19 protein-coding genes and 1 tRNA gene are annotated in these 22779 nt (G+C 66.9%); 12 read left to right on the top strand and 8 right to left on the bottom strand.

The annotated features are described in order from the left end of the window. Window positions 1-40: 40 nt before the first annotated feature. The 6 genes from ABEA30_RS12830 to ABEA30_RS12805 all read left to right on the top strand — a co-directional run bounded on the left by ABEA30_RS12830 (window position 41) and on the right by ABEA30_RS12805 (window position 3476). Window positions 41-113 (top strand) — tRNA-Trp (locus ABEA30_RS12830). A gap of 82 nt (window positions 114-195) precedes the next feature. Continuing rightward, window positions 196-690, top strand: a complete 495-nt coding sequence (secE, locus tag ABEA30_RS12825; protein ID WP_345583439.1) for a preprotein translocase subunit SecE — start codon at window positions 196-198, stop codon at window positions 688-690. A gap of 3 nt (window positions 691-693) precedes the next feature. Continuing rightward, the gene (gene nusG, locus ABEA30_RS12820; RefSeq protein WP_345583437.1) at window positions 694-1494 is read left to right on the top strand and encodes a transcription termination/antitermination protein NusG; all 801 of its coding nucleotides are present in this window, start codon (window positions 694-696) and stop codon (window positions 1492-1494) included. Between the two features lie 61 nt (window positions 1495-1555). Further along, entirely contained in the window at window positions 1556-1987 is a 432-nt protein-coding gene (rplK, locus tag ABEA30_RS12815) for a 50S ribosomal protein L11 (protein ID WP_345583435.1), read from the top strand. Window positions 1988-2082: 95 nt separating this feature from the next. Next, on the top strand, window positions 2083-2787 hold the full coding sequence (rplA, locus tag ABEA30_RS12810) for a 50S ribosomal protein L1 (RefSeq protein ID WP_345583433.1): 705 nt from the start codon (window positions 2083-2085) through the stop codon (window positions 2785-2787). 44 nt (window positions 2788-2831) lie between these two features. Further along, window positions 2832-3476, top strand: a complete 645-nt coding sequence (locus ABEA30_RS12805) for a pyroglutamyl-peptidase I (RefSeq protein WP_345583431.1) — start codon at window positions 2832-2834, stop codon at window positions 3474-3476. Here the strand turns inward: ABEA30_RS12805 and ABEA30_RS12800 are convergent. Next, window positions 3457-4254 carry a substrate-binding domain-containing protein gene (locus tag ABEA30_RS12800; protein ID WP_345583429.1) on the bottom strand — a complete coding sequence of 266 codons (798 nt, stop codon included), beginning with the start codon at window positions 4252-4254 and terminating at the stop codon, window positions 3457-3459. The two genes, ABEA30_RS12805 and ABEA30_RS12800, sit on opposite strands and share 20 nt — an antisense overlap. Window positions 4255-4365: 111 nt before the next feature. Between ABEA30_RS12800 and ABEA30_RS12795 the strand changes: the two genes are divergently transcribed. Further along, window positions 4366-4512 (top strand): hypothetical protein, encoded by a 147-nt coding sequence (locus tag ABEA30_RS12795; RefSeq protein ID WP_345583427.1) that lies wholly within the window; start codon window positions 4366-4368, stop codon window positions 4510-4512. Window positions 4513-4697: 185 nt separating this feature from the next. After that, window positions 4698-6068 carry an ABC transporter substrate-binding protein gene (locus ABEA30_RS12790; protein WP_345583425.1) on the top strand — a complete coding sequence of 457 codons (1371 nt, stop codon included), beginning with the start codon at window positions 4698-4700 and terminating at the stop codon, window positions 6066-6068. Between the two features lie 55 nt (window positions 6069-6123). Here the strand turns inward: ABEA30_RS12790 and ABEA30_RS12785 are convergent, their stop codons facing one another. The 5 genes from ABEA30_RS12785 to ABEA30_RS12765 all read right to left on the bottom strand — a co-directional run bounded on the left by ABEA30_RS12785 (window position 6124) and on the right by ABEA30_RS12765 (window position 10737). Continuing rightward, window positions 6124-7041 (bottom strand): carbohydrate ABC transporter permease, encoded by a 918-nt coding sequence (locus ABEA30_RS12785; protein ID WP_345583423.1) that lies wholly within the window; start codon window positions 7039-7041, stop codon window positions 6124-6126. Beyond that, entirely contained in the window at window positions 7038-8042 is a 1005-nt protein-coding gene (locus tag ABEA30_RS12780) for a carbohydrate ABC transporter permease (protein ID WP_345583421.1), read from the bottom strand. The genes ABEA30_RS12785 and ABEA30_RS12780 overlap by 4 nt, the downstream gene beginning before the upstream one ends. A gap of 90 nt (window positions 8043-8132) precedes the next feature. After that, window positions 8133-8885: an amino acid ABC transporter ATP-binding protein gene (locus ABEA30_RS12775; RefSeq protein ID WP_345583537.1), complete on the bottom strand. Its 753-nt coding sequence runs from the start codon at window positions 8883-8885 to the stop codon at window positions 8133-8135. A 14-nt stretch (window positions 8886-8899) separates the two neighbouring features. Next, window positions 8900-9841 carry an amino acid ABC transporter permease gene (locus ABEA30_RS12770; protein ID WP_345583419.1) on the bottom strand — a complete coding sequence of 314 codons (942 nt, stop codon included), beginning with the start codon at window positions 9839-9841 and terminating at the stop codon, window positions 8900-8902. A 2-nt stretch (window positions 9842-9843) separates the two neighbouring features. Next, window positions 9844-10737: an ABC transporter substrate-binding protein gene (locus ABEA30_RS12765; protein WP_345583417.1), complete on the bottom strand. Its 894-nt coding sequence runs from the start codon at window positions 10735-10737 to the stop codon at window positions 9844-9846. Window positions 10738-11073: 336 nt separating this feature from the next. Between ABEA30_RS12765 and rplJ the strand changes: the two genes are divergently transcribed. The 4 genes from rplJ to ABEA30_RS12745 all read left to right on the top strand — a co-directional run bounded on the left by rplJ (window position 11074) and on the right by ABEA30_RS12745 (window position 19920). Then, complete coding sequence (rplJ, locus tag ABEA30_RS12760; RefSeq protein WP_345583415.1) at window positions 11074-11691, top strand: 50S ribosomal protein L10; 618 nt, start codon at window positions 11074-11076, stop codon at window positions 11689-11691. Window positions 11692-11734: 43 nt separating this feature from the next. Further along, the gene (gene rplL / locus ABEA30_RS12755) at window positions 11735-12136 is read left to right on the top strand and encodes a 50S ribosomal protein L7/L12 (RefSeq protein ID WP_345583413.1); all 402 of its coding nucleotides are present in this window, start codon (window positions 11735-11737) and stop codon (window positions 12134-12136) included. 294 nt (window positions 12137-12430) lie between these two features. Next, a complete protein-coding gene (gene rpoB, locus ABEA30_RS12750) occupies window positions 12431-15904 on the top strand; it encodes a DNA-directed RNA polymerase subunit beta (protein WP_345583411.1) in 3474 nt (1157 codons plus the stop codon). A 77-nt stretch (window positions 15905-15981) separates the two neighbouring features. Then, the gene (locus ABEA30_RS12745) at window positions 15982-19920 is read left to right on the top strand and encodes a DNA-directed RNA polymerase subunit beta' (RefSeq protein WP_345583409.1); all 3939 of its coding nucleotides are present in this window, start codon (window positions 15982-15984) and stop codon (window positions 19918-19920) included. A 58-nt stretch (window positions 19921-19978) separates the two neighbouring features. Here ABEA30_RS12745 and mmsB read toward each other — a convergent pair whose 3' ends face one another. Both mmsB and mmsA read right to left on the bottom strand, forming a co-directional pair. Then, the gene (mmsB, locus tag ABEA30_RS12740) at window positions 19979-21169 is read right to left on the bottom strand and encodes a multiple monosaccharide ABC transporter permease (protein ID WP_345583407.1); all 1191 of its coding nucleotides are present in this window, start codon (window positions 21167-21169) and stop codon (window positions 19979-19981) included. After that, entirely contained in the window at window positions 21169-22704 is a 1536-nt protein-coding gene (mmsA, locus tag ABEA30_RS12735) for a multiple monosaccharide ABC transporter ATP-binding protein (protein WP_345583405.1), read from the bottom strand. Before mmsA ends, mmsB begins: the two co-directional genes overlap by 1 nt. Window positions 22705-22779: the final 75 nt, after the last annotated feature.

The following is a 22779-nucleotide window of genomic DNA, read 5'->3' as shown; positions in this document are numbered from 1 at the left end:
CACACCGAAAGCACGTCCCGCCCGGTCAACCAACCGCCAAAGGGTAGTAGCTCAATTGGCAGAGCAGCGGTCTCCAAAACCGCAGGTTGGGGGTTCGAGTCCCTCCTGCCCTGCTAGGTAGCCAGCACGGTTATCTCGCCCCGCCTACGGCTTCCCGGCCGGAGGCATTTTGTTTGTCAAGCGAAGGGAACGAGCGTGAGCGACAAGTCGCACGACGCGGAACCGGAGATCGAGGAGACCGTCTCCGGCGAGCCCGACGCGCCCGAAGACGACGCCGTCGAGATCGACGATCCCGAAGCGCTCGCCGCAGCCGAAGAGGAAGTGGCCGAAGCCGACGAGGACATCACCCTCGGCGAGCTCGAGAAGGACTTCACGCCCGAGGAGCAGGAGGCCGCCGCTGCGCTGGCCCCCGTCCGTCGCACCGTGAAGGCCCCCGTCCGCAAGAAGGACACCGCAACGCGCAAGCGCTCCGATGCGCTCGCCGAGCACGAGGACCCCTACCGGGCGTCCAACCCCGTCGAGTTCGCCAAGCAGTCGGGCTCGGAGCTGAGGAAGGTCGTGTGGCCCACCTGGCCCCAGACCGTGACGATGTTCACGGCCGTGTTGGTCTTCGTGCTGATCATGATCGCCATCGTCGGCCTGCTGGACCTTTTCTTCGGCTGGTCGCTGCTGCAGCTGTTTGGGAGCTGATCCATGACTGACAACCAAGATTTCGAGGTCGACCTCGGCCCGATCGAGGAGACCCCCACCGACGACGTGGAGATCGACCTCGGCGCCCTGGGCGTGACCGAGGACGACGACACCTCCATCGACCTCGGCCCGCTGGCCGGGGACGAGGGCGACGAGGCCGGGGAAGAGGCCTCCCAGGACCGCGATGAGGCCCTCGAGGCCGCCATCCGGGAACTCCGCGAGGAACTCGAGGCCAAGTTCGGCGACTGGTACGTGATCCACACGTACTCCGGCATGGAGAACCGCGTCAAGCAGAACGTGGACGCCCGTGTCACCACGCTGAACATGGAGGACTACATCTTCGAGACGGTCGTCCCCACCGAGGACGTCGTCGAGGTCCGCAACAACGGCCGCAAGACCGTCACCCGTTGCGTGCTGCCCGGTTACGTGCTCGTGCGGATGGAACTGACCGACGACTCGTGGAGCGCCGTGCGCCAGACCCCCTCCGTGACCGGCTTCGTGGGCCAGGGCCAGCAGCCCGTCCCGCTGTCGATCGACGAGGTCGTCAACATGCTGACTCCTTCCGTGGTCGCCAAGGTCAACGCCGCTCACGCGGGTGCCGAGGCGTCGCGGAAGAAGAAGGTCGAGGTCGTCGACTTGGCTGTCGGCGACTCCGTCATGGTGACGGACGGCCCCTTCACCGGGGTGCACGCCACGATCACCGAAATCAACGCCAACAATCAGCGGCTCATCGCTCTCGTCGAGATCCTCGGCCGCGAGACCCCTGTCGACCTGGATTTCAAGCAGGTCGAGAAGGTCGTCTAAGATTGTGCGTCGCGCCTGTTCCCAGGCGCGCCAACCATCCGTTTAGGTAAAGGACCCACCCATGCCTCCCAAGAAGAAGGTCGCGGCCCTCGTCAAGGTCGCCCTGCAGGCCGGCGCTGCCACGCCTGCCCCGCCGGTCGGTACCGCTCTCGGTCCCCACGGCGTCAACATCATGGAGTTCGTGAAGGCGTACAACGCCCAGACCGAATCCCAGCGCGGCAACATCATCCCCGTCGAGATCACCATCTACGAGGACCGCACGTTCACCTTCATCACGAAGACGCCGCCGGCGTCGGAACTGATCAAGAAGGCTGCGGGCCTCAAGTCGGGCTCGGCCAACCCCCTGGCTGACAAGGTCGGCAAGATCACCAAGGACCAGGTCCGCGAGATCGCCACCACGAAGCTCCCCGACCTCAACGCCAACGACGTCGAGGCCGCCATGAAGATCATCGAAGGCACCGCCCGCTCCATGGGCGTCACCGTCGCCGAGTGATCTGACCCCCAACCGAAATCCCTGGTAGGGGAGTGCTCCCCGCGCCAGAACTGGTGGACCGGGCTGCGAGCCCGGCACGAACACAAGGAACCAGCATGAAGCACAGCAAGGCATACAAGGCAGCCGCCGACAAGCGCGCCGAGGGCCAGGCGTACAGCCCTGAGGAGGCCATCCGCCTCGTCAAGGAGATGGCCTCGGCCAAGTTCGACGAGTCGATCGACGTGGCCATGCGCCTCGGCGTCGACCCCCGCAAGGCGGACCAGCTCGTCCGCGGCACCATCAACCTTCCGCACGGCACTGGCAAGACGGCACGGGTCCTCGTCTTCGCCGCCGGTGACAAGGCTGACGCCGCCCGCGCGGCCGGCGCCGACGAGGTCGGCACCGACGAGCTCATCGAGAAGGTCGCCGGTGGCTACCTCGACTTCGATGCAGTCGTCGCCACCCCTGACCTCATGGGCAAGGTCGGCCGCCTCGGCCGCGTCCTCGGCCCCCGTGGCCTGATGCCGAACCCCAAGACCGGCACCGTCACCATGGACACCGGCAAGGCCGTCGCCGACATCAAGGGCGGCAAGATCGAGTTCCGCGTCGACCGTCACGCGAACCTGCAGTTCATCATCGGCCGCGCCTCGTTCACCGAGAAGCAGCTCGCTGAGAACTACTTCGCAGTGCTCGACGAGGTCCTCCGCCTCAAGCCGTCGGCTGCCAAGGGTCGGTACCTCCGCAAGGTCGCCGTCTCCGCCACGATGAGCCCCTCGGTCAGCATCGACGCCTCCGCCGTCAAGCCGGCCGCCGAGGCCTGATCACCAACTCCGAAGAACTGCGCATGGGTGTCACAATGACACCCATGCGCATTCTCGTTTCCGGCTTCGAGCCGTTCGGCGGCGACGTGGCCAACGCCAGCGGTGACGCCGTGGAGCAGCTGGGTGCCACGTGGGACGACCCTGCGGTCGACCTGCACGTCGTGACGCTGCCGGTCTCGTTCGACCGTGCCCCGACGGCGTTGGCAGCAGCGATCGCCGCCACCCGGCCCGACGCGGTGATCTGCGTGGGGGAGGCCGGCGGGCGCACTGCCGTCACCCCCGAGCGGTGGGCGGTCAACGAGCGCAGCGCCCGCATCCCGGACAACGACGGCGCGCAGCCCTCAGGGCCCATCGACGACCTTGCGCCCTCGCTCGCCTCGCGCATCGACGTCGACGGCATCGTCGAGGCCATGCGGGCGGCAGGGATCGAGGCCCAGCCCAGCCAGGACGCTGGGCGCTACGTCTGCAACGCGGTCTTCCGGGCGGCGCTGACCGGCTTCGACGGGCCGGCCGGCTTCATCCACGTGCCGGCGCTGCGCGCCACGGGCGAGGCGCTCGTCGGAGCCGAGACTGACGGCGCCGAACCGCGCCCTGCGGACCGCGGCGGCGTCGCCGGAGTCAGCGCGCTTCCCGAACTGGTCACGGCACTCCGGGCCGCCGTCGAGGTGGTCAGCCGGAGTCGCGCTTGATCAGGTGCCAGTTGAGGTCGTGGGCGCGGGGGCTCAGACCGGGGTCGTCGATGCGGTCGAGCAGCCCGTCGATGGTCTCGGAGTAGTCCGTCTGCCGAGCGCCGAGGGTCGTGAGCCTGGGCGCCGTGGAGTTGCCCTCGTCGATGTTGCCCATGCCGGTGATGCGGACCTCCGCCGGCACGCTGATCCCGTCGCGCACGGCGCGCCACAGCAACGAGATCGCCGCGCGGTCCGAGGAACACACGATCGCAGCGCGTCCGTCCCTCCCGGCGGCGCCGAAGAGCGCACGGGCGTCCTCACCGCTGGGCGAACGCTGGTCGAAGTCGTGAAGCGCCGGCGCGGGGAAGCCGACGTCGGCCGCTGCGGCGAGGAGCCACTGCGTGCGACGCGCCGTAGTGGCCTGCCGCTGATGCGCGGCGAACGGGTCGCCTGGCGTGACGAGATCCATGGTGAGCACACCTACCGGCTGAACGGGTGGGAGTCGATGCACTGGGTCACCGACGGCCATCGCAAGCTGGTGTGGTGGTCGGGCTCCGGCATCGAGTAGTTCTTCGACCTCGACGACGATCCCCGGGAGCTGCACAACCTCGTCCACGACGCGACGCGGACCGAGGAGGTCGACGGCTGGCGGCAGCGGTTGATCCGGCACCTCGCGGGCAGGGAGGAGGGTTTCGTGGCCGACGGTCGACTCGTGGCCGGGCGGCCCGTCCGCACGGAAGCCTCGTGGGTGGAGAGCCGCCTCGCAGGGGCAGATGGCCGCCACTAGCGCAACTGACATCGGCGCAACTCACCCGTTTGGGGGTGACGCCGGGGTCTGGGACGCGGGAAAGCTAGTAAAAAGAGCGGTCCCCGCTCACAATAGTCAACAACCCGGAAGGAGTTGACCATCATGGTGATCCTCGGAATCATCCTGCTCATCATTGGCCTGATCGCGAACATCTCGATCCTCACCTGGATCGGAATCATCCTGATCGTGGTGGGTCTGATCTTGAACTTCGTGCCGCTCGGTGGCGGCCGGAGCATGAGAGTCTGGTAACCGCCTCGCAGCCACACGACGGAGGCCCCGGCAGATCGCGGATCTGCCGGGGCTTCTGCGTTCCCACCCCCAGGGGTAGAAGTGTCCTGATGCGCCGGAGAACCCTAGGCATGCCCGGAGGGCGGGGTTATGGTGCTCGGACGAAACCGATGCGGCCCTGACAGCCGCAGATGGGTGGTGGACACATGCGTTACGTGAAGATGATGGGAGTCGCCGCAGCAGTGGCGCTCACGCTGACGGCCTGTGGGGGCGGCAACGGCGACGGTGACGGAACGGCCGAGGGGAGCGACGTCGACTTCTCGGGCGAGGCCAGCGGCACGCTGAAGACCCTCGCCTTCAACCCGGGCGACGAGGTGGGGCAGTCCCGCGCCGACCTGGCCGAGGAGAAACTCGGCGGCGTCACCGTCGAGATGGACACCGCCAACTTCGACGCCCAGAAGTTCGCGACGTTGGCCGCCGCGGGGAACCTGCCCGACGTGGTGCAGATGGACCGTGCATTCATCGCGACCTACGCCCAGAAGGGCCTCCTCATGCCGATGGACGACTGCTTCGCCGCGCAGGAGGTCGACGCGGGCGAGTACTGGTACCCGGCGGTGGTGGAGGATGTCACCTGGGACGGCAACATCTACGCGGCACCGCAGTTCTTCCAGCCCTCGATCATCATCGTGAACAAGGCCGTGACGGAGCCCGCCGGTGTCACCGCGGACCAGTTCGACACCTCCAAGCCGGATGAGCTCGTGGCACTGGCGGGGGAGCTGACCCAGATGAAGGGCGCTCAGCCGACGACGCTGGGGTTCGACCCCGACATGCCCGGCTCGATCGCGACCTGGTTCACCGTCTTCGGTGGCGGCGTCATGGACGACGACGGCAAGCCCGTGATCGACGACCCCAAGAACGTCGAGGCCCTCACGTTCCTCAAGGAACTGATGGAGGCGCAGGGCGGCTACGCCGAGGTCTCGTCCTTCAAGCAGACGTGGGACGTGTTCGGTGACCAGAACCAGTACGTCGCCAACCAGACCGCCGCCGGCCTGTGGGCCCAGTGGTACATCAACGTGCTCGCCGGTGCCAAGGACGACGTCCAGCTCGACGCGGTTCCGATCAAGGACCTCGAGGGCAACCCGTTCGCGATGGCCGGCGGCACCGCACTGGCGATCCCCGCCCAGGCCAAGAACCCCGTCGCCGCCTGCCAGTGGATCACCACCGTGACCAGCCAGGAGGCCTGGGAGGCGGCCGGCGACGCCCGGGCCAAGACCGTGACCGAGAACGACTCGATCAACACCGGTCTCTTCACCGGCTCGCCGGCGGCAGACCAGGCGGTGCGGGACGCGCACGTCAAGGAGAGCGGGAACGCCGACTTCGACAAGCTCATCACCACGGCCTACGACTCGCTGGCCGACACCCGCACCCTGGGTGCCTCGCCGGTGGGCCAGCCGATCGACGAGGCCATCAAGAACGCCGCCGGTGCAGCGCTGGCCGGTGACAAGACGCCCGAGCAGGCGCTCGCAGATGCGCAGGCGCAGGCGATGACCGCATGGGACGCGTTGGACAACGGCTGATCCACCGGACGCGACGGAGGGCGGGAGCATCTCTCCCGCCCTCCGTCGTGCCCCGTCAGCCCTTCATGCCGCCGGCCGAGATGCCCTTGATGAAGTACTTCTGCCCGAAGGCGAACAGGATCAGCATCGGCAGCGTGACGAGCAGGGCGGCCACCATCACGTACTGGTAGTCGCCCTGGCCGCCGGCGGTGGGGGAGTACTTGGTCATCGCGTAGTTGATGCCCAGGGGCACCGTGAAGTTCTCCGGCGTGCCGAAGTTGAGGTAGATCAGCGCACCGGTGAAGTTGTTCCAGGACGCCTGGAACTCGAACAGGAAGATGATGATGGCGCTGGGCAACGTCAGGGGGAAGGCGATCCTGCGGAACAGGGCCCAGTAGCCGCACCCGTCGATCCGCGCGGCCTCGAACAGTTCGCGGGGCACGCCCAGGTAGAACTGGCGCATCAGGAAGATGTAGAAGGCCGATCCGAACAGGGCACCACCCCACAGCGGGATGTTGGTGCCCAGGGCGCCGAAGAACTTCCAGATGAGGTAGTTGGGGATCAGCGTGACGGCGCCGGGCAGCATCATGGTGGCCAGGACCAGCCCGAACAGGAGGTTGCGGCCGGGGAAGCGGAAGTAGGCGAAGCCGAAGGCCACCATGGACGAGGAGATCGTCATGAGGAAGGCGGCGGCGAGCGCGATGAACACCGAGTTGCCCAGCCAGGCCAGCAGCGGCAGCTGGTCCCACACCTCGACGTAGTTGGTGGGGGTGAATGTCTTGGGGATCAAGGCGTTGTCGAACACCTCGCCGCGGGGCTTGAAGCTCGCGCTGAGCAGCCAGAGCAGCGGGTACAGGAACGCGATCCCCAGCGCCAGGAGCAGTACCCAGCGCAGCACCTCGGAGACGCCGGCCCGGATGCGCCACCACTGGATGCCTGATCCGGTGTGGCTGCCTGCCGCGGACCGCGCCGCGGCCTCCTCCACGGTGGTCATCGGGCACCTCCTTCGTAGTAGACCATGCGGTTGCCCACCTTGAGTTGGACGATCGTGATGACGAGGATGATCAGGAACAGCAGCCACGCCATGGCGGCGGCTAGCCCGAAGTTGAACTGCTGGAACGCCTGTTGGTACAGGTAGACGCCGAAGAACAGTGCGGCGTCGGGGGCGGCGGAACTGGCGTCGCGGTAGAACAGCAGGTACGCCTGGTCGAACACCTGCAGCGAGGCGATCGTCAGGGTGATCGTGATGAAGAAGAGCGTGGGGGAGATCATCGGCAGCGTGATCGTCACGAACTGGCGCAACCTCCCGGCACCGTCGATCGCCGCGGACTCGTACAGTTCCTGCGGGACGCTCTGCAGCGCCGCGAGGAAGATCATGGCGGAACCGGCCACGGCCCAGGCAGCCATGATGACGATCGACGGCTTGACCCACGCCGGATCCAGCAGCCATTGGGGGCCGTCGATGCCGATGGCGGCCAGCGCCTTGTTGATCGCGCCCTGGTTGCCGTTGAGGAGCAGCAGGAACACCGCCGCCGTCGCGACGGCGGGCGTCATCTTGGGCAGGTAGTAGATCACCCGGAAGAGGCCGGCGCCGCGGTTGACGGAGTTGAGCAGCATCGCGATGAGCAGGGCCACGGCGATCTCGAGGGGCACGGCCATCACGGCATAGGTGAAGGTGTTGCCCAGGGAGGTGAGCACCTTGGGATCCGAGACGAGCGCCTCGTAGTTGCGGATGCCGCTGGGGTTCATGGTGTTGGTGACCAGGTCGTAGTTCGTGAACGACAGCACCAGGCTGTAGGTCATCGAGACCACAGTGAAGATGAGGAAGCCGACGATCCACGGCGAGATGAACAGGAAGGCGGCGAGGATCTCGCGCCGGTTGTACTTCTCCCTGGGGCCGCGTCGCCTCCTGGCCGCGCCCCGTCGCGCCGCGCCAGCGGCCGTCTCCACCTGGTCCGGTGCTGGTAGCAGCGCACCCTGTGCGGTTGAGGACATGATCACTCCCTCCCGGGTCAGCCGACGATGTTGCGCTGACTGTAATCCCGGGGGAGGGCGACCACTAGGTCCTTTAGGTCAGGGAGTGGCTCAGAGGACCTTGTTGAAGAAATCCGCAGTCCGCTGCTGCCGGGGGTGGTCGATGACGTCGCGGGGGGCGCCGCGCTCGACGATGACGCCGTCGTCCATGAACACGACCTGGTCGCCGACCTCGCGCGCGAAGCCCACCTCGTGCGTCACCACGACCATGGTCATGCCGCTGGCGGCCAACTCCTGCATCACGGCCAGCACCTCGCCCACCAGTTCGGGGTCCAGGGCGGACGTCGGCTCGTCGAACAGCATCAGGTCCGGCTGCATCGCCAGGGCGCGAGCGATCGCGACGCGCTGCTGCTGCCCGCCGGAGAGCTGCGACGGGTAGTGGTCTGCCCGCTCCGAGAGCCCGACGCGGGCGAGCTGCTCGTCGGCTAGCTGCGCCGCCTCCGCCCGGCCGAGCCCGCGCACCTGCCGCGGCGCCTCCATGACGTTCTCGCGCGCGGTCATGTGGGGGAACAGGTTGAAGCGCTGGAAGACCATGCCGACGCGCTCGCGCTGCTTGGCGATCTGCTTGTCGCTGAGGCGGTGGAGCACACCGTCGACCTCGCGCAGGCCCATGAGTTCGCCGTCGACGTACAGCCGGCCGGCGCTGATCTGCTCGAGCTCGTTGATGCAGCGGATCAGGGTGGACTTGCCGGAGCCGGACGGGCCCAGCACCACGCAGACCTCGCCCTTCTGCACCTGCAGGTCGATGCCCTTGAGGACGTGGAGTTCACCGAAGAACTTGTGCACGCCCTGGATGTCGACCATGGGGGTTGTGGCGGTCACGGGGTCACCTCCAGGTTGGGGTCGGCATGGACGGTACCGGACGCGAGGATGGCCTGCTGCTTCTTCGACATGCCCTTGGCCCTGCCGGCCGGGGCCTCGGAATCGTCGAAGCCGCGGCCGTAGTAGCGTTCCAGGCGGGCCTGGCCCACCATGAGGATCGAGGTGATCGACAGGTACCAGATGGCCGCCACGATCAGCAGCGGCACGGGGAGGAAGCTCTTGTTGCCGATGGCGTTGGTGACGAACGTCAGTTCGAGGGAGAACGGCACGGCCAGCACCAGCGACGTGGTCTTCAGCATCGAGATGGTCTCGTTGCCTGTCGGCGGCACGATGACACGCATGGCCTGCGGGATCACGATGCGACGAAGGGTCGTCGAGCGCTTCATGCCGAGGGCGGTCGACGCCTCCCACTGGCCCTTGTCGACCGAGCTGAGGCCGCCGCGGACGATCTCGGAGAGGTAGGCGCCCTCGTTGAGGCCCAGGCCGAGGATGGCGGCGACGGTGGCGTTGATGACGTCCTGGGTGTCGAACTGGAGCCACTCGGGGCCGAACGGTACGCCGATGCGCGGGTAGAGCACGGCGATGAGGCCCCAGAACACCAGCTGCGTGTAGATGGGGGTGCCGCGGAAGAACCAGATGTAGAGGTAGGCGACCCAGCGCAGGATGGGGTTGGTGCCCATCCGCATGATCGCCGTGGTGACGGCCAGGACGATGCCGAGCGCCATGGCCGCCACCGTCAGGATGAGGGTCCACCCCACGCCGGCGATCACGCGCGCGTCGAACAGGTACTGCGCGACGACGTCCCAGCGGTAGTTCGGGTTGGTGATGAGGCTGTACACCAACAGCGCGAACAGCGCGGCGACGACGACCGCCCAGATCCAGACGCTGGGCCTGGGGACGGGGCGGGCGCGGATCAGTTCCGGCTGGGGGGTGTCCATGCTCAGCTGCCGGGGTTCAGCTCGGCCGTGGTGAGGCCGGCTTCCTCGACGCCCCAGGAGTCGAGGATGGCCTGCCAGGTGCCGTCGTCCATGAGGTGCTGCATCGCCTTCTGGACGGCCTCGGTGAGTTCGGCGTCGTCCTGCGGCACCACGATGCCCTGCGGGGCCGCGTCGCGGACGCCCCCGACGACCTCGAGCTGGTCACCGGTGATGGCCACCGAGTAGCTGGCGACGGTGGAGTCGGCGTAGAAGGCCTTGGCCTTGCCGCCCACCACGTTGGTGGTGACGTCGCTCTGGCGCGGGTAGGAGAGGATGTCGATGGCCTCCTTGCCGGCGGCGGCGCACTCCTCGCTGAACGCGGTCAGCTCCTCCTCCTGCCAGGTGCCGGTCTGCACGCCGATGGACTCGCCGCACACGTCGTCGGGGTTGAGGCCCTCGGGGTTGCCCTTCTTGACGGCGTAGCTCGAGCCGACCTCGATGTAGCTGATCATGTTGTAGGCGGCGGTGCGCTCCGGCGAGATCGTGAACGACGAGATGCCGATGTCGTACTTGGAGCCCATCCCGGCCAGCAGCGAGGCGAACTCGCCGTCGACGACCTCGGCCTCGAGGCCCAGGACGCGGCCGAGCGCCTTGCTCAGGTCGACGTCGTAGCCGATGGCGGTCTGCAGGTCGTCGGCGCGGAACTCCGCGGGGGCGTAGTCGGTGGCGGCCCCGACGATGAGGGTGCCCTTCTCGGCGACGTCCTGGGGGAGGAGGGCGGCGATCTCGTCCACCTTCTCGACGCCGGAGACGTCGTGGGTGCGGTCGGTCGAGTCTGCCGACTCGGTTGCGTCCTGGCCGCCGCAGGCGGTCAGGGTGAGGGCGGCCAGCAGGCCGGTGGCGAGGATTCGGCGCATGTGATTCTCCCGATGCGGATACAAGGTGGTCTCAACTGCCAAATCCTAATGGACGCCGCTGCCCGCGCCGCATCCGCGGGGTGACCAACGTGCGGGGGGATGCGATTTGGTGCGCGGCGCGAGGTCGGGTATCGTTTCGCGAGCCGAAGACCGCAGGTGGCTCAACAGCCATAAAGCCGCAAGGCACCCGCGCAGGTGAACGTAGAAGCTTACAGGCCCAGTCCTGTCCGCCCCGCGCCGCCTGCGCAGGGGCGTTTTTTTGTGTCACGCGTCACTTCGGCCCTCGGGCCGCCCCTTCCAGGGCGGGCAGAGGTGTTAGACCGGAAGGAGACTCATATGGCGAGGCCGGACAAGGCTGCCAAGGTTTCGGAGCTTACTGAGGCATTCAGCAAGTCCGAAGCGACAGTGCTGACCGAGTACCGCGGTCTCACCGTGGCGCAGCTCAAGGAACTGCGCCGTTCGCTCGGTGAGAACGCCACCTACGCCGTTGCGAAGAACACCCTGACGGCGATCGCGGCCAAGGAAGCCGGCATCGAGGGTCTCGACGAGACCCTGACCGGCCCCACCGCCATCGCATTCGTCACCGGTGACATCGCAGCCGCCACCAAGGGGCTGCGTGACTTCGCGAAGGCGAATCCGTCTCTGGCAATCAAGGGTGGTGTCCTGGAAGGCAAGTTCCTCGACGCCCAGGCTGTCCTGAAGCTGGCTGACCTCGAATCCCGCGAGGTCCTGCTGTCGAAGATGGCAGGCGCGCTCCAGGCCAACCTGGCCAAGGCCGCCTACCTGCTGGCCGCCCCGCTGTCGCAGGGCGCTCGCGTCCTCGGCGCGCTGCGCGACGCTGCAGAGGCCAACCCCTCCCTGATCGGTGGCGCAGGCTCCGCGCCGGCCGCCGAAGCCACGGACGAGACCCCCGCCGCGGAAGCGGCACCCGAAGCAGCGGAAGCTGCGGAATAACAACTGTTCCGCACGCTGCGGACAAATCTGAAAGGAAAGCCTCATGGCTAAGCTCACCAACGACGAGCTCCTTGACGCCTTCAAGGAGATGACCCTGATCGAGCTCTCCGAGTTCGTCAAGCTGTTCGAGGACACCTTCGGCGTGACCGCCGCTGCCCCGGTGGCCGTCGCCGCCGCTGCTCCGGCCGCTGCCGCCGGCGACGCCGCTGGCGACGCTGGCGACGAGGGTGGCTCGGACAAGGTCGACGTCATCCTGACCTCCGGTGGCGACAAGAAGATCGCCGTCATCAAGGAGGTGCGCGCTCTGACCTCCCTCGGCCTGAAGGAGGCCAAGGACCTCGTCGAGGGCGCCCCGAAGCCGGTGCTCGAGGGCGTCGACAAGGACACCGCTGCCAAGGCGAAGGAGGCCCTCGAGGCCGCCGGCGGCACCGTCGAGTTCAAGTGATCTAGCGTCACCCACTCGTTCCGACGGCCCGTTCCCGCGAGGGGGCGGGCCGTTGGTCGTCTCCACCGACGCGCCCACTTGCGGGCGGCCCGTGTGCCGGTATGATTCGTAACGCGACTCGACGTGGAGTCGCTTTCACCGCAGGCTGAAATTCCCGAGCCGGCGGCTGTTGCCGTCTGCTGCTGTTTGGTGTACTGTGGTTCCTTGCCCCGCTATGCGTTGCGCCCGTGATTTGACACGGGCCGTTCGCCATGCACGGATATTTGCTTCAAGCGTTCTTGGAAGGACCCAATCTTGGCCGCCTCGCGCTCTGCGTTGAAGAACACCAATGTCGTCTCGTCCACAGGCAGGATCTCGTTCGCGAAGATTCACGAGCCCCTGGAGGTGCCCAACCTCCTGGACCTGCAGATCGACGCATACAACTGGTTGATCGGGAATGAGACATGGCGGGCGAAGGTCGAGGAGCAGCTCGCCTCCGGCCGTACCGACGTCAACACCCGTTCCGGCTTGGAGGAGATCTTCGCCGAGATCTCGCCCATCTCCGATTTCCAGGACTCGATGCAGCTGTCGTTCCGCGACCACCGCTTCGAGGAGCCCAAGTGGACCATCGAGGAGTGCAAGGACCGCGACACCACCTACGCCGCGCCGCTCTTCGTCACCGCCGAGTTCACCAACAACGAGACCGGTGAGATCAAGTCGCAGACCGTGTTCATCGGCGATTTCCCGCTGATGACCGACCGCGGCACCTTCATCATCAACGGCACCGAGCGCGTCGTGGTGTCGCAGCTCGTGCGCTCGCCGGGCGTCTACTTCGAGCAGACCCCCGACAAGACCTCCGACAAGGACATCTACTCCTGCAAGGTCATCCCGTCGCGCGGCGCGTGGCTGGAGTTCGAGATCGACAAGCGCGACATGGTGTTCGTGCGCCTCGACCGCAAGCGCAAGCAGAACGTCACCGTGCTGCTCAAGGCGCTCGGCTGGACCGAGGACCGCATCCTGGCGGAGTTCGGCGACTCCGAGTCGATGCGCCTCACGCTCGAGAAGGACACCGTCAAGACGCAGGACGAGGCCCTTCTCGACATCTACCGCAAGCTCCGCCCGGGTGAACCCCCGGCGCGTGACGCGGCGCAGCAGCTGTTGGAGAACTACTACTTCAACGACAAGCGCTACGACCTCGCGAAGGTTGGTCGCTACAAGATCAACAAGAAGCTCGGCCTGGACCTGCCGTTCGACCAGCAGGTGCTCACCGAGGAGGACATCGCCGCGGCCATCCGCTACGTCGTCGCCCTGCACGAGCACAAGGAGCTCCTGGGTGACCTCCCCGTCGAGGCCGATGACATCGACCACTTCGGCAACCGTCGACTCCGCACCGTGGGCGAGCTGATCCAGAACCAGCTGCGCACCGGCCTCGGCCGCATGGAGCGCGTCGTCCGTGACCGCATGACCACGCAGGACATCGAGGCGATCACGCCGCAGACGCTGATCAACATCCGTCCCGTGACCGCGGCGCTGAAGGAGTTCTTCGGCACCTCGCAGCTGTCGCAGTTCATGGACCAGAACAACCCGCTCGCCGGCCTGACGCACAAGCGTCGCCTGTCCGCGCTGGGCCCCGGTGGTCTGTCCCGTGACCGCGCCGGCATGGAGGTCCGAGACGTCCACCCGTCGCACTACGGCCGCATGTGCCCCATCGAAACCCCTGAAGGCCCGAACATCGGCCTGATCGGCTCGCTCGCCTCGTTCGCGCGCGTCAACGCGTTCGGCTTCATCGAGACCCCGTACCGCAAGGTCGTCGACGGCCACGTGACGGACCAGATCGACTACCTCACTGCTGACGAGGAGGACCGTTACTCCATTGCGCAGGCCAACGCGGCAGTCGACCAGGACGGCCGCCTGACGGAGGAGCGCGTGCTCGTCCGACTCAAGCACGGTGACGCCGACGAGGTGCCCGTGGCCGAGGTCGAGTACATGGACGTGTCCCCGCGCCAGATGGTCTCCATCGCCACCGCGCTGATCCCGTTCCTCGAGCACGACGACGCATCGCGTGCGCTCATGGGCGCCAACATGCAGCGCCAGGCCGTGCCGCTGCTGCGCAACGAGTCGCCGCTGGTGGGCACCGGCATGGAGTACCGAGCCGCGGTCGACGTCGGTGACGTGACCCTGGCCCGCAAGCCCGGCGTCGTGAGCTCCGTCTCGGCAGACCTCCTCGAGATCGCCAACGACGACGGCACCTACTCCAGCTTCAAGCTGGACAAGTTCGTGCGGTCGAACGCCGGCACCTGCATCAACCAGCGCCCGCTGGTCGGCCCCGGTGACCGCGTCGAGGTCGGCACCCCGCTGGCCGACGGCCCCTGCACCGACCAGGGCGAGCTCGCGCTGGGCAAGAACCTCCTCGTCGCGTTCATGCCGTGGGAGGGCCTCAACTACGAGGACGCCATCATCCTGTCGCAGCGCATCGTGCAGGACGACGTCCTCACCTCGATCCACATCGAGGAGCACGAGGTCGACGCCCGCGACACCAAGCTGGGCGCCGAGGAGATCACCCGCGAGATCCCCAACGTCTCCGACGAGATGCTGGCAGACCTCGACGAGCGCGGCATCGTGCGCATCGGCGCCGAGGTCTCGGCGGGCGACATCCTGGTCGGCAAGGTCACGCCCAAGGGCGAGACCGAGCTCACCCCTGAGGAGCGCCTGCTGCGCGCCATCTTCGGTGAGAAGGCCCGCGAGGTCCGCGACACCTCGCTGAAGGTGCCCCACGGCGAGTCCGGCACCGTCATCGGCGTGCGCGTGTTCAACCGCGAGGACGACGACGAACTGCCCCCCGGCGTGAACCAGCTGGTCCGCGTGCACGTGGCGCAGAAGCGCAAGATCTCCGACGGCGACAAGCTCGCCGGCCGCCACGGCAACAAGGGCGTCATCTCGAAGATCCTGCCGGTGGAGGACATGCCGTTCCTGGAGGACGGCACCCCCGTCGACATCGTGCTGAACCCGCTCGGCGTGCCCTCGCGCATGAACGTGGGCCAGGTCCTCGAGAACCACCTCGGCTGGATCGCCAAGACCGGTTGGGACATCACCGAGGTGCAGGCCGACTGGGCCGAGCGTCTCCGCGACGTCGGCCTCGGCCGCGTGGAGGCCGACGCCAAGGTCGCCAGCCCCGTCTTCGACGGCGCCAACGAGCAGGAGATCGCAGGCCTGCTGGAGAACTCGCTGACCACCCGTGACGGCGACCGCCTGATCGACGCCAGCGGCAAGGCCCGGCTCTACGACGGCCGCTCCGGCGAGCCGTACCCGGAGAAGATCGGCGTGGGCTACATGTACATGCTGAAGCTCCACCACCTGGTCGACGACAAGATCCACGCCCGTTCGACCGGCCCGTACTCGATGATCACCCAGCAGCCGCTCGGCGGCAAGGCCCAGTTCGGTGGCCAGCGCTTCGGTGAGATGGAGGTGTGGGCGCTCGAGGCCTACGGCGCCGCCTGGGCGCTGCAGGAGCTGCTCACCATCAAGTCCGACGACGTGCCCGGCCGCGTCAAGGTCTACGAGGCGATCGTCAAGGGCGAGAACATCCCCGAGCCCGGCATCCCTGAGTCCTTCAAGGTGCTCGTCAAGGAGATGAAGTCGCTCTGCCTGAACGTCGAGGTGCTCTCCGGCGACGGAACCGTCATCGACCTGACCGAGTCGGAGGACGACATCCGCTCGGCCGAGGACTTCGGCATCGATCTCGGCCGCCGTCCCGGAAGCGACAACTTCATGGACGTCGACGAAGTCTGAGTTCCACTCAGCCACCCGAAACTCAGACCTTTCAGACAAGGCGCCCACTGCCCAAGTGGGGGAAAGAGAAGCCCAACGTGCTGGACGTGAACTTCTACGACGAACTCCGGATCGGTCTCGCGAGCACCGAGCAGATCCAGAAGTGGTCCGAGGGCGAGGTCAAGAAGCCCGAGACCATCAACTACCGCACGCTCAAGCCCGAGCGTGACGGCCTCTTCTGCGAGAAGATCTTCGGCCCCACCCGTGACTGGGAGTGCTACTGCGGCAAGTACAAGCGGGTCCGCTTCAAGGGCATCGTCTGCGAGCGCTGCGGCGTCCAGGTGAGCCGCAGCAACGTGCGCCGCGAGCGCATGGGCCACATCGAGCTGGCCGCACCCGTGACCCACATCTGGTACTTCAAGGGCGTCCCGAGCCGTCTCGGCTACCTGCTGGACATCGCCCCGAAGGACCTGGAGAAGGTCATCTACTTCGCCGCGCACATGATCACGTCCGTGGACGAGGAGGGCCGCCACCGCGACCTGTCCTCGCTGCAGGCGAAGGTCGAGGCCGAGTCGAAGCAGGTCGCCAGCAAGCGCGACGCGGACATCGAGACCCGCATGCGCAAGCTGGAGGAGGACCTGGCCGAGCTCGAGGAGGAGGGCGCCAAGGCCGACGTCAAGCGCAAGGTGCGCGAGGCGGGGGAGAAGGAAGCCAACCTCATCCGCACCCGCGCCCAGCGTCAGCTCGACCGCATCGACGAGGTGTGGCAGCGCTTCAAGGGCCTGAAGGTCCAGGACCTCGAGGGTGACGAGATCCTCTACCGCGAGATGAAGAAGCGCTTCGGCAAGTACTTCGAGGGCTCCATGGGCGCCGAGGCCATCCAGAAGCGCCTCCAGGACTTCGACCTCAAGGCCGAGTCCGAGTCGCTGCGCGAGACCATCGCCACCGGCAAGGGCCAGCGCAAGACCCGCGCCCTGAAGCGCCTCAAGGTCGTCAGCGCCTTCCTCAACGGCCAGAACGCGCCGTCGTCGATGGTGCTCGACGTCGTCCCGGTCATCCCGCCGGACCTGCGCCCCATGGTCCAGCTCGACGGTGGCCGCTTCGCCACCTCGGACCTCAACGACCTCTACCGCCGCGTCATCAACCGCAACAACCGTCTCAAGAGGCTGATCGACCTCGGTGCCCCCGAGATCATCGTCAACAACGAGAAGCGGATGCTGCAGGAGGCCGTCGACTCCCTGTTCGACAACGGCCGTCGTGGCCGCCCGGTCACGGGTCCCGGCAACCGTCCCCTGAAGTCGATCTCCGACATGCTCAAGGGCAAGCAGGGCCGTTTCCGCCAGAACCTGCTCGGCAAGCGCGTCGACTACTCGGGCCGCTCCGTCATCGTGGTCGGCCCGCAGCTCAAGCTGCACCAGTGCGGCCTGCCGAAGGCCATGGCGCTGGAGCTGTTCAAGCCGTTCGTGATGAAGCGTCTCGACGACCTCAACCACGCGCAGAACATCAAGGCCGCCAAGCGCATGGTGGAGCGTCAGCGCCCCGTCGTGTGGGACGTCCTCGAAGAGGTCATCGCGGAGCACCCGGTGCTGCTGAACCGTGCACCAACCCTGCACCGCCTCGGCATCCAGGCGTTCGAGCCGCAGCTCATCGAGGGCAAGGCCATCCAGATCCACCCGCTCGTCTGCACGGCGTTCAACGCTGACTTCGACGGTGACCAGATGGCAGTGCACCTCCCGCTGTCGGCCGAGGCTCAGGCCGAGGCCCGCGTGCTGATGCTGTCGACGAACAACATCCTCAAGCCCGCAGACGGCCGCCCCGTGACCATGCCCACCCAGGACATGATCATCGGCCACTACTTCCTGACGTCCGAGCGTGAGGGCAAGGGGCAGGGCCGGGTGTTCTCGTCCCTGGCCGAGGCCGTCATGGCGTTCGACCGTGGCGACCTGGAGATCGGCGCGAAGATCCGCGTCGTCCTGCGTGACGTCGTGGTCGACGGTGTCGAGCCCCGTCCAGACGGCTCGCTGCTGGTCGAGACGACGCTCGGCCGCGCGCTGTTCAACGAGGCGTTGCCGGTGGACTTCCCGTTCGTCAACGCCGTCGTGGGCAAGCGTGTCCTCGGCCAGATCATCAACGAGCTGGCCGAGAGCTACCCGAAGGTACAGGTGGCCAACGCTCTGGACAACCTGAAGGACATGGGCTTCAAGTGGGCCTCCCGCTCCGGCGTGACCGTGTCCATCTCGGACGTCCAGACCCCGCCGCAGAAGGCCGAGATCCTCGACGTCTACGAGCGTCGCGCCACGAAGATCGACAAGCTCTACGACCGCGGTCAGCTGACCGAGGACGAGCGTCGCTCGGAGCTCATCGGCATCTGGGGTGACGCCACCACGGAGCTGACCGAGGCCATGAAGGCGAACTTCACCACGGACAACCCGATCTACATGATGGTCGACTCGGGTGCCCGAGGAAACATGACGCAGATGCGTCAGATCGCCGCCATGCGAGGCCTCGTGGCCAACCCGAAGGGCGAGATCATCGCGCGTCCGATCAAGTCGAACTTCCGCGAGGGCCTCTCCGTGCTCGAGTACTTCATCTCGACCCACGGTGGCCGAAAGGGTCAGGCCGACACCGCTCTGCGCACCGCAGACTCCGGTTACCTGACCCGTCGTCTGGTCGACGTGTCGCAGGACGTCATCATCCGCGAGGAGGACTGTGGCACCGAGCGTGGCCTGACCAAGGTCATCGCCAAGTGGACGGTCCCGGGCACCGATGAGACCGGCCGCCCGATCGAGGTGCCGGCCGAGCCGTTCGCCGAGGGTGCGTCCGTCGAGACGACGGTCGACGTCGAGACCGCCGTCTACGCCCGTTCGCTCGCCGTCGACGCCGTCGACGCGCAGGGCAACGTGCTGGTCACCGCAGGCACCGACCTGGGCGACGCCGAGATCCGCCAGCTGGTGGAGGCCGGTGTCACGGAGGTCAAGGTGCGCTCGGTGCTGACCTGTGAGTCGGCTGCCGGTACCTGCGCCATGTGCTACGGCCGTTCGCTGGCCTCCGGCAAGCTCGTCGACGTCGGCGAGGCCGTGGGCATCGTCGCGGCCCAGTCGATCGGTGAGCCCGGCACCCAGCTGACGATGCGTACCTTCCACACCGGTGGTGTGGCCGGTGACGACATCACGCAGGGTCTGCCCCGTGTCACCGAACTCTTCGAGGCCCGCCAGCCCAAGGGCAAGGCCCCGATCGCCGAGGCCGACGGCGTCGTGCGCATCGAGGACGGCGACCGTTCGCGCAAGATCATCATCGTGCGTGACGACGGTGGCGAGGACCTGGAGTACCCGGTGGCACGCCGTACCCGCCTCGAGTTCGAGGACGGCACGGGCCAGCGCATCCACATCCAGGACGGTGTCCGCGTGTCGATCGGCCAGCAGCTGACGGCCGGTCAGGTGGACCCGCAGGACGTGCTGCGCGTGCGCGGCCTCCGCAAGGTGCAGGAGCACCTCGTCGAGGAGGTCCAGCGCGTGTACCGCACGCAGGGTGCCCCCATCCACGACAAGCACATCGAGATCATCATCCGGCAGATGCTGCGCCGCGTGACGGTCATCGATTCCGGCGACACCACGATGATGCCGGGTGAGCTCGTGGACCGTCCCAGCTACGAGGCGGCCAACCGCAAGGCCCTGTCCGAGGGCGGCAAGCCCGCTGAGGGCCGCCCGGTGCTGATGGGCATCACGAAGGCGTCGCTCGCGACGGAGTCGTGGCTGTCCGCCGCCTCCTTCCAGGAGACGACGAAGGTGCTCACCGACGCCGCCATCCAGGGCAAGAGCGACCAGCTCCTCGGCCTGAAGGAGAACGTCATCCTCGGCAAGCTGATCCCGGCGGGTACCGGTCTCGACCGCTACCGCAACATCCGGGTGGAGCCCACCGAGGAGGCCCGAGCCACCGCCTACACGATGAGCTACGACCCGTATGACTACGCGTTCGGCTCTGACGTGGTCGGCCCGGCCGTGCCGCTCGACGAGATGGACTTCGGCGAGATCCGCTGATCCCACGCACGAGGGCCCGAGACCGCCTGGTCTCGGGCCCTTCTACGTTGTGGGGGAACTAGCCCTTGGACACCGCGCGGCGCTTGTTGAGGAGGTCGAACGCGACCGCGAACAGCAGCACGAGGCCCTTGACCACCTGCTGGGTGGGGGTCTCGACGCCGAGGAGCTGCATGCCGTTGGTCATCACGGCCATGATGGTGCCGCCGATGATCGCCCCGACGACGCGCCCGACGCCACCGGTGACGGCCGCGCCGCCGATGAAGCAGGCGGCGATGGCGTCGAGCTCGATGCCGTTGCCTGCTGCAGGCTGGGCGCCGTTGGCGCGCGACGAGTAGATGATGCCGGCGATGGCCGACAGCAGGCCCATGTTGACGTAGACCAGCATGATCGTGCGCTTCACGTTGACGCCGGAGAGGCGAGCCGCGTGGATGTTGCCGCCGATGGCGTAGGTGTGGCGCCCGTAGATGGTGTTCTGCGACACGAACGCGTAGATGATGATCAACGCCGCGAGGATGAACAGCACGATCGGGAAGCCGCGGCTGGCGGCGAGCTGGAACGCGAAGAACAGCACTGCGGCGGCGATCGCGACGAACTTCACGATCACGAGGCCCATGCTGTCGACGGGCTGCTCGTAGCGGATGCGTGCGGCGCGGTTGCGCAGGACGCTGACGATGAAGCCCACCACCGCGACGATGCCGATCAGCAGTGTGAAGATGTCCACGTTCGCGCCGAAGATCGGCACGGTGCCGAAGAGCCCCTGGATGAACCCGGTGGCGATCTGCTTGTACTCGTAGCTCATGGGGGACAGCGAGATGGAGCCCAGCACCATGAACGTGGCGCCGCGGAACAGGAGCATGGAGGCCAACGTCACGATGAAGCCGGGGATGCCCACGTAGGCCACCCAGAAGCCGTGCCAGATGCCGATCAGCAGGCCCACGACGATGCCGGCGATGACCGCGATCCACCAGGCCTGGCCCATCTTGATCACCAGCGTCGCCGCGATGGCGCCGACCAGGGCGATCACGGAACCGACCGACAGGTCGATGTGGCCGACGACGATGACGAAGAGCATGCCGATGGCCAGCACAAGGATGTAGGAGTACTGCAGCACCAAGTTAGTCACGTTGGGCGGGCTGAGCAGCAGACCCTGTGTCCAGACTTGAAAGAGGATGACGATGGCCACCAGAGCCAGGAAGATGCCGCTCTGGCGGAGGTTCACCGCCCCCAGCAGGTTCTTGACGGTCGCCATCAGGCAGCCTCCCTTTCCTTGGTCATGAGTGTCATGAGGTTTTCCTGGTTCGCTTCGCCGCGATCCAGCACGCCGGTGATCCGCCCGAAGGCCAACGTGTAGATGCGGTCGCAGATGCCGAGCAGTTCGGGCAGCTCGGAGGAGATCACGATGACGCCCTTGCCCGCGTCGGCGAGCGCGTTGATGATCGTGTAGATCTCGTACTTGGCGCCGACGTCGATGCCTCGCGTCGGCTCGTCGAGGATGAGCACCTCGGGCTCGGTCATCATCCACTTGGAGAGGACGACCTTCTGCTGGTTGCCGCCGGACAGCTGCCCGGCGAGCGTCATCACCGACGGGGCCTTGATGCGCATGCTGCCGCGGAAGCCCTCGGCGCGCTTGATCTCCTCGTTGGCGTTGACGGCGCCCAGCGGCGTCTTGAGCCGCTCGAGCGAGGCGGCCGAGATGTTGCGGCGGATGTCGTCGATGAGGTTGAGGCCGAAACGCTTGCGGTCCTCGGTGGCGTAGGCCAGTCCCGCGTCGATCGCCTCGTGGACGGTGGGGAGCTTGACCTCCTTGCCACGCAGGTATGCGGTGCCACTGACCTTGTGGCCCCACGCCTCACCGAAGATGCTCATGGCCAGTTCGGTGCGGCCGGCGCCCATGAGGCCCGCGATGCCGACGATCTCGCCGGCGCGGACGTTGAGGCTGGCGCCGTCGATGGTCTTGCGGCCCGGGATCGTGGGGTGCATGACCGACCAGTCCTCGATCCGGAACAGTTCCTCACCGATGTTCGGCGTGTGGTCCGGGTAGAGGTGCTCCAGGTCTCGACCCACCATGCCCTTGATGATGCGGCTCTGCTGCATCTCCGGGCCCTTCTGGATGGTCTCGATCGTCATGCCGTCACGGATGATGGTGTTCGCGTCGGCGATGGAGATGATCTCGCCCAGCTTGTGGGAGATCATGATCGACGTGATGCCGTCCTCGCGCAGCGCGCGCAGGAGCCCGAGCAGGTGCGCCGAATCGGTGTCGTTGAGGGCCGCGGTGGGCTCGTCGAGGATCAGCAGCTTCACCTCCTTGGAGAGCGCCTTGGCGATCTCCACGAGCTGCTGCTTGCCGACGCCGATGTCCTGGATGAGGGTCGTCGGGTTCTCGTCGAGACCGACCTGGCGCAGCAGCTGGGCCGCGCGCTGGTTGGTCTTGTTCCAGTTGATGTAGCCGTTCTCCCGCTGCTCGTTGCCGAGGAAGATGTTCTCCGCGATGGAGAGCTGGGGGACCAGCGCCAACTCCTGGTGGATGATGACGATGCCCTTGGCTTCGGACTGGTTGATCGAGTTGAACTTGACCTCTTCACCGTCGAAGAAGATCTGGCCGTCGTAGGTGCCGTGGGGGTAGACACCGGACAGCACCTTCATGAGGGTGGACTTGCCCGCGCCGTTCTCGCCGCAGATGGCGTGGATGTCGCCGCGCTGCACGCTGAGGTTCACGTCCGACAGCGCCTTCACACCAGGGAACTCCTTGGTGATGTTGCGCATCTCAAGAATGATGTCGCTCAAGGTATGCCTGCTTTCAATTGGGACGGGGCCGGTGGTTGATATTCAACCACCGGCCCCATGGCGTCAGATACCGGG

The sequence above is a fragment of the Tessaracoccus lubricantis genome (assembly GCF_039544535.1).
In the GTDB taxonomy this organism is placed as follows: domain Bacteria; phylum Actinomycetota; class Actinomycetes; order Propionibacteriales; family Propionibacteriaceae; genus Arachnia; species Arachnia lubricantis.
The sequence above is the reverse complement of the archived record's forward strand: the minus strand, read 5'-3'. Positions and strand labels throughout refer to the sequence as shown.

What these genes read in the sequence shown, in the direction of transcription:
- ABEA30_RS12780 (WP_345583421.1), bottom strand. Translation starts at nt 8,042, where the DNA reads ATGTCCTCAACCGCACAGGGTGCGCTGCTACCAGCACCGGACCAGGTG.
- rplJ (WP_345583415.1), top strand. Translation starts at nt 11,074, where the DNA reads ATGGCGAGGCCGGACAAGGCTGCCAAGGTTTCGGAGCTTACTGAGGCA.
- ABEA30_RS12785 (WP_345583423.1), bottom strand. Translation starts at nt 7,041, where the DNA reads ATGACCACCGTGGAGGAGGCCGCGGCGCGGTCCGCGGCAGGCAGCCAC.
- nusG (WP_345583437.1), top strand. Translation starts at nt 694, where the DNA reads ATGACTGACAACCAAGATTTCGAGGTCGACCTCGGCCCGATCGAGGAG.
- rplA (WP_345583433.1), top strand. Translation starts at nt 2,083, where the DNA reads ATGAAGCACAGCAAGGCATACAAGGCAGCCGCCGACAAGCGCGCCGAG.
- ABEA30_RS12770 (WP_345583419.1), bottom strand. Translation starts at nt 9,841, where the DNA reads ATGGACACCCCCCAGCCGGAACTGATCCGCGCCCGCCCCGTCCCCAGG.
- ABEA30_RS12765 (WP_345583417.1), bottom strand. Translation starts at nt 10,737, where the DNA reads ATGCGCCGAATCCTCGCCACCGGCCTGCTGGCCGCCCTCACCCTGACC.
- ABEA30_RS12775 (WP_345583537.1), bottom strand. Translation starts at nt 8,885, where the DNA reads ATGGTCGACATCCAGGGCGTGCACAAGTTCTTCGGTGAACTCCACGTC.
- ABEA30_RS12800 (WP_345583429.1), bottom strand. Translation starts at nt 4,254, where the DNA reads ATGTCAGTTGCGCTAGTGGCGGCCATCTGCCCCTGCGAGGCGGCTCTC.
- ABEA30_RS12795 (WP_345583427.1), top strand. Translation starts at nt 4,366, where the DNA reads ATGGTGATCCTCGGAATCATCCTGCTCATCATTGGCCTGATCGCGAAC.
- ABEA30_RS12790 (WP_345583425.1), top strand. Translation starts at nt 4,698, where the DNA reads ATGCGTTACGTGAAGATGATGGGAGTCGCCGCAGCAGTGGCGCTCACG.
- rplK (WP_345583435.1), top strand. Translation starts at nt 1,556, where the DNA reads ATGCCTCCCAAGAAGAAGGTCGCGGCCCTCGTCAAGGTCGCCCTGCAG.
- mmsB (WP_345583407.1), bottom strand. Translation starts at nt 21,169, where the DNA reads ATGGCGACCGTCAAGAACCTGCTGGGGGCGGTGAACCTCCGCCAGAGC.
- ABEA30_RS12805 (WP_345583431.1), top strand. Translation starts at nt 2,832, where the DNA reads ATGCGCATTCTCGTTTCCGGCTTCGAGCCGTTCGGCGGCGACGTGGCC.
- rplL (WP_345583413.1), top strand. Translation starts at nt 11,735, where the DNA reads ATGGCTAAGCTCACCAACGACGAGCTCCTTGACGCCTTCAAGGAGATG.